We start from the raw sequence: 5448 nt of genomic DNA, 5'->3' as shown, positions 1-5448 counted from the left end.
ACAACAACTTGCCAAGGCAGCGTAAAAAAGTGTCCGGAAAATCCTTGCCATATCATTTTTTAAATCCGCACAGTTTTCCACCAGGCTACGATTTGCCTGCCAGTCATTCACAAACTCTTTACCAGGCACCAGAAACTCAGCAGCAACCCGATTACAAAATACCTCTTCCTTCCTCTGGTGACCTCGTTCAGAAAAATCATCCAGCGGAACATTAGAAATACCACTGTTACCCACCCACAAATGGGCAAGTTCATGAACCAGGGTAAACAGCCGCGCGGCAGGTGCATCGGCCGCATTGATAAAGATCAGTGGGGCATAATCATCACTGATGGCAACCCCCCGAAACTCTTCCACAGACAGTTTTCTATTAGAACTACTGCCGACAATGCCGCTTCGCATCACCAGAATACCCACGGCTTCCGCCCTTTCAATCAGCAGGCTCAGGTATTGCTCCCAGTTCCGGGCACCTTGCCGTAAATCGGCAGTTGCACCCAGCGTACGAGCGATATCCTCAGCCACACCGGCAGCGTCGTCATTCAAGGAACAGCGGCCTACAAACTCAACTCTGTCATTCCCGTTTTCAATCTGGTACTCCCGAAACCACTCTTGCTTGAGCAGCACATTATTCAGGAGATCACGAAAATTATGACCCAGCTCAGTGGATACCCGACTACCCACGGTACGCAGGTCAGGTATGGGCAAAGGCACTTCAGGAGGCTCTTTAAGAAACAGATAACCGAAAGGAACCCGGAGGTGGCTTGCCAGCTTCTGAGCCTGGGAAAAACTGGGCCGACTTTTGCCCTGTTCCCACTCAAGCAGCTTTTCGGGCTTCTGTTTTAGCTTTCCCGCCAGATCAGCAGGAGCCATCCCGGCACGCTCTCGCGCCCAGTGGACAATCTCCGGATTGATCATGGCTTCGTTCATTATTGAGGTCCATCCTGTAATCGTGGGGATAATATCATTATGGATTACCCATCGGTAGCATGAAGGCCTGGTTTAATGCCCCCCAGCTAGCTAACGAGGGAAAACCACGGTTGCCTTCCCATCCTCCTGATATGTACCTCTCTGTGTATACTTTGCCAACCGATCAGAATATTGCTCTCGACTTAACAAATTAAGATCATCGGTTTCTGATGGGCCACCCTTAACGCTCTGAATCGTTCTTACGTTTTTGCAACAACTGCTTTTCCAGATGTTCAAGAGCTTCCATTTCTTTTCTGTCGGCTTCCAGAGCCTCAGCCTGATTACGCTGAGTATTGAACTGGTCATAACGCTCACCCGCTATTTTTTCCATACTCTTGCGGCTGACTTGTCCTGCATTGCTCAGTAATGGCTGTTCATTAAAAGTCATAAAATTATTGATATAATCACGCCAGCTGGCCAGCGTGAACAAATCTCGCACTTTCTGATAAAAACGAAGCTCTGAAGAGCGAATGTCCCGAATACGCTCCAGCAACTCATCAAAATAGTCCCACCGGGGTTGCTTCAGGCGTTCATCATCCATAACAAACCCTTTCACCATATACTCACCCAAAGTGCGGGTTGCCCATTGACGGAACTGGGTGCCACGTATTGATCGGACACGGTACCCCACAGCAAGAATCATGGGGAGAGCGTAGTGGACAACAGAGCGCTGAACCTTTCTCGTTCCTTCTTGTTGAACTGTCAAGTATTCCTTGACAGTTGCCTCTGCCTGCAACTCTCCCTCTGTCAGAATATTGTTCACGTGCAGGCTGATATTCTGCTTGGATGACTGAAACAAATCGGCCAGTTCAAGCTGACTCAGCCATACCTGCCCCTCAAGCGTTTTAAGAACAAATCGGGCCTCTCCATCGTCTGTGGTATAAAGGATCAGGTCGTTATCAGCCATTCATGATTCTCCGGTGTTTAACTATGGCATCTGCTTTAAGTACGTCGTACTGGAACGTCATATCGGTAGTCAGTTGTTACTGATTCATTCCCCTGCTTTAGAGCCTTCCGTATCTGAATATACCGTGTCGCATAGTACAGTAGGCATTCCCACGGAGACCGTGGGAACGAGTTCAACGAGTTTTAGTCAGAGTTCTCCTGCGAAGGCTTTTTGACTCAACGCATCAAATAAAGCCAAATCACCTTGGCTATACTTCTGTGTTAACTCCCCCTTTTTGAATAAGATCTCTCTGAATTTAATCTGCTGGGTCACCTCGGGAACATAAACTTCAATGTTCTTTAGCTTCGTCACATTAATTCCTGCCATAATTGCCCCAGAGCTGATTAGTGAAATCTGGTGACTGACATCTCTGCTCAGCTTCAATTGCCAAGATAAAAAATAGGGATCAATGATGGATTCATCTACGCGAATACGAAGAAGATCTGAATGCATGATCCCTTCAGGCATGTGTTCCGGATATACATGACAATTCCCAACGGTTCCTTTTCGAGTCATAACGATATCGTCGGGTCTAATGGAATAGGCTTTCAGCGCTATAGCTTTAGGAGCTGAGAGGTACTCATCAGTTTCTACTTTAAAATCACGGTTAACATGTTTAATTCCCCACAGTGGAACTCCTTCTGCAAGGTACTCATGTTTACCTAACTGGGTGCCAAATGGACCACACTTGATTCCATCGTTCACACTCAAAGAATCAAGCGACACTCGTTGATAATCATAGGGATTGAAAGCCAGATCGCCAAACATATCCAGGAAGACGCTGCGGAGGAAGTCGTCAGCAAGGGCAATGGCCTGCTGGCGTTTCTGGCGTAGCTGGTCGGCTTTATCCAGTATGGCGGCAATGCGTTTTTGTTCGGAAAGTGGAGGCAACGGTATCAGCAACTCTGCTAATTTTTTTTTGTTGAGAGTAGCCCCCATAACCGCTCTGTCAGTACTCAAAACGACATTCAACTGACTGAGGGCATATGTCAAGTAATTGGTATCCAGCTGCTCTCTATCTATAATCGGCAGCGCTGCAATAGCCTCGTTAGTGTAAAGATCACGCTGAGTAATACCTACTTTGCCAATCGAAAGCTTGAAACTGAATAGAACCGTCCCTTTCTTGACGAGCTTAATACCTGACGCCACAACTCCTTTGTCCGTGATTTCTTCTTTAGTTGTGGTAATTAGCTTACCTTGTGACATATCAGCAATTGATAACCAAGGATACCCCACACCCCAGAAATTGGGGCTTTTGCGAGCCGGAGTCTTGCCTATATTAATTTCACATAACTCAGATAATTTAACCACAGGCCAACTCACAGCATCCCCTCCAGCTCCACCAGCTCCTGCTGAATCTCCGCCTCCAGTACCTTCAGTCGTGCCAGTATCTCTTTGGGCGGCTCATACTGCTCTTCCTGATACACCACCTCTTTATAGCGGTTGATGGAAAGGTCGTATTTATTGGCCTTCAGGTCCACTTTAGGCACAACAAAAGCCTTCTGAGTACGGTCCTGAAAATCCGTTTCAGCAACCCCTTCCGGGTGTTCACTCATAAATTGCGTCTGCAATTTTTGCCCCATAAAGACATCCACCGGCCGTCCTTTGCCCTGGCGATACTGCTTCCAACTGGCAATCAGATGCGGCAGGTCATTTTTGCCAATCGGTGTCCGTTTATCATCCAGACTATAACCGTCGTTTGCCAGGTCATAGAACCAGACGTCATCAGTCTCGCCCCCCTTGGTAAAGATAAGAATCGCCGTGGCCACACCGGCATAAGGCTTAAACACACCGGAAGGCAGGTTGACCACCGCCTCCAACTGGTTTTCTTCCACCAGCTTTTCCCGCAGGCTCTGGTGCGCCTTGCTGGAACCGAACAGCACTCCCTGGGGCACAACCGTGGCACTGCGACCACCCACTTTCAGCATTTGCAGAATACGGGCGCAAAACAGCAGCTCGGTCTTTTTGGTTTTGACAGTTTTCAGCAATACCGGGTCAATGTCTTCTTCATCCAATGTACCGGTAAAAGGCGGGTTGGCCAGAATCAGATGAAACGCGTTATGGGAGGCCTCCGGAAATTTGTCGCTGAAGCCCTGGCTCATCGTATCCTGGTAGTGGATATCCGGTTCATCCACCCCGTGCATAATCAGGTTCATGGCGGCAATGCGCAGCATGGTGGAGTCAAAGTCATAACCGTGGAACATGTCGTAGTCCACATGGTTCCGGTATTCATTCAGCAGATCACCGGAATAGACATACTGGGCTTCGGGTTCGCCCTTCTGGTTAATAACCATCTCTTTATGGATGGAATCCAGAGAGCTGTATTTTTCCAACAGGTATTCGTAACTGGACGACAGAAATCCACCGGTACCACAGGCAGGGTCACAGATACGCTCATGACGGGCCGGGTTCGGCTCCATCATTTCCACCATGGCACGAATGATATGACGTGGGGTACGGAACTGGCCGTTGATGCCCGCCGTGGTCAGTTTGCTCAGCAGGTATTCGTACAGATCGCCCTTGGTGTCCCCCCGGTCCAGCGGCAACTGTTTGATCATCTCCACCGCTTTGACCAGCAGACTGGGCTTAACGATTTCCAGCCGGGCATCTTTCATAAAGTTACCGAGCAGTGAGCCTTTCTCACTCAGCGTTCTGAAGTGACGAAACACCTCATCCCGCACCAGCTCCATCATTTCATCCGCGCCCAGGTTGGCAAAATGGCTGAACCGGTAATCCTGCTCATGTTTCGCAAAGCGGGGTTTGAAATCGACACCGGCCAGCGCCTTACGCTGCTCGTCCTTGCTCTCCTGCATATCCAGCATGCGGGAGTACATCAGGTAGGTGATCTGCTCGATCACCGTGAGCGGATTGGTGATACCACCTACCCAGAACTCTTCCCAGAGTTTGTCGATTTTGCTTTTCAGATCGCCGGTGATCATACGCTTGCCTGAATCATAAAGTTGAAATGTGAAGAATTGGCTGATTATATGGGTATTATGAAATGAGTTCTGTAGTCTGTGCGCAGCTAATCATAAAGTCGAGCCCCTATTGACAGATAACCTCTCAACGCCTAAATTTACCGTAACACACCCGCCATGCCTCTCAACGAAGCACACTCTGGCGGGTTTTTTTATTCCCATGCAGAAGTAGTATAAACGCACCTTTTATAATAAAAACAAATGGTTACATTCAGAAAGCACGCATTAAGCCTTAATGAGCAGATCCAAACTCTTACTGCCAGAGGTTTAGTCGTTACTGACCCTGTGAGAGCCAAACGCTACTTAAAAAACATTAGTTACTTCCGCTTGAGTGCTTATACTCGGCCATTCTATATCCCCGGTTCGGGTGATGATCATCGGTTTATTGCTGGTACATCTTTTGACGATGTCTTGAATCTCTATATTTTCGACAGGGAACTGGAGACCTTTCTGGAGAGCTATCAACGAAAGTACCCGGATTCGCCAGTACAACCACCATTATGGATGGCACTTGAGCTTTTAAGCTTCAAACAGATTTCAGAACTTTTTGCCAACCTTAGG

At 48.1% G+C, this 5448-nt stretch carries 5 protein-coding genes; 1 reads left to right on the top strand and 4 read right to left on the bottom strand.

Annotated features, from left to right (window positions below; all coding sequences use genetic code 11):
* The 4 genes from KDK13_RS14880 to KDK13_RS14865 form a co-directional block, all read right to left on the bottom strand.
* Positions 1-924, bottom strand: a 924-nt coding sequence (locus KDK13_RS14880) for an ImmA/IrrE family metallo-endopeptidase (RefSeq protein WP_257285760.1), incomplete at its 3' end; no start/stop codon positions are given.
* Between the two features lie 220 nt (positions 925-1144).
* The gene (rhuM, locus tag KDK13_RS14875; protein ID WP_257285759.1) at positions 1145-1870 is read right to left on the bottom strand and encodes a RhuM family protein; all 726 of its coding nucleotides are present in this window, start codon (positions 1868-1870) and stop codon (positions 1145-1147) included.
* 186 nt (positions 1871-2056) lie between these two features.
* Positions 2057-3232, bottom strand: coding sequence for a restriction endonuclease subunit S (locus KDK13_RS14870; RefSeq protein WP_257285758.1), 1176 nt, complete (start codon positions 3230-3232; stop codon positions 2057-2059).
* A complete protein-coding gene (locus tag KDK13_RS14865; protein ID WP_257285757.1) occupies positions 3229-4848 on the bottom strand; it encodes a class I SAM-dependent DNA methyltransferase in 1620 nt (539 codons plus the stop codon). The genes KDK13_RS14870 and KDK13_RS14865 overlap by 4 nt, the downstream gene beginning before the upstream one ends.
* Before the next feature lie 240 nt (positions 4849-5088).
* On the opposite strand from KDK13_RS14865, the gene KDK13_RS14860 reads away from it, so the two are divergent.
* Positions 5089-5448, top strand: a 360-nt coding sequence (locus KDK13_RS14860; RefSeq protein ID WP_257285756.1) for an Abi family protein, incomplete at its 3' end; no start/stop codon positions are given.

This window comes from Endozoicomonas sp. SESOKO1, assembly GCF_024606265.1.
Taxonomy (GTDB): Bacteria; Pseudomonadota; Gammaproteobacteria; order Pseudomonadales; family Endozoicomonadaceae; genus Endozoicomonas.
Note: the sequence above shows the minus strand (reverse complement) of the source record. Positions and strands in the feature narration are given on the sequence as shown.

Bases quoted from the DNA above. Each gene is read 5' to 3' on its own strand.
- KDK13_RS14865 (WP_257285757.1), bottom strand. From the start codon at position 4,848: ATGATCACCGGCGATCTGAAAAGCAAAATCGACAAACTCTGGGAAGAG.
- rhuM (WP_257285759.1), bottom strand. From the start codon at position 1,870: ATGGCTGATAACGACCTGATCCTTTATACCACAGACGATGGAGAGGCC.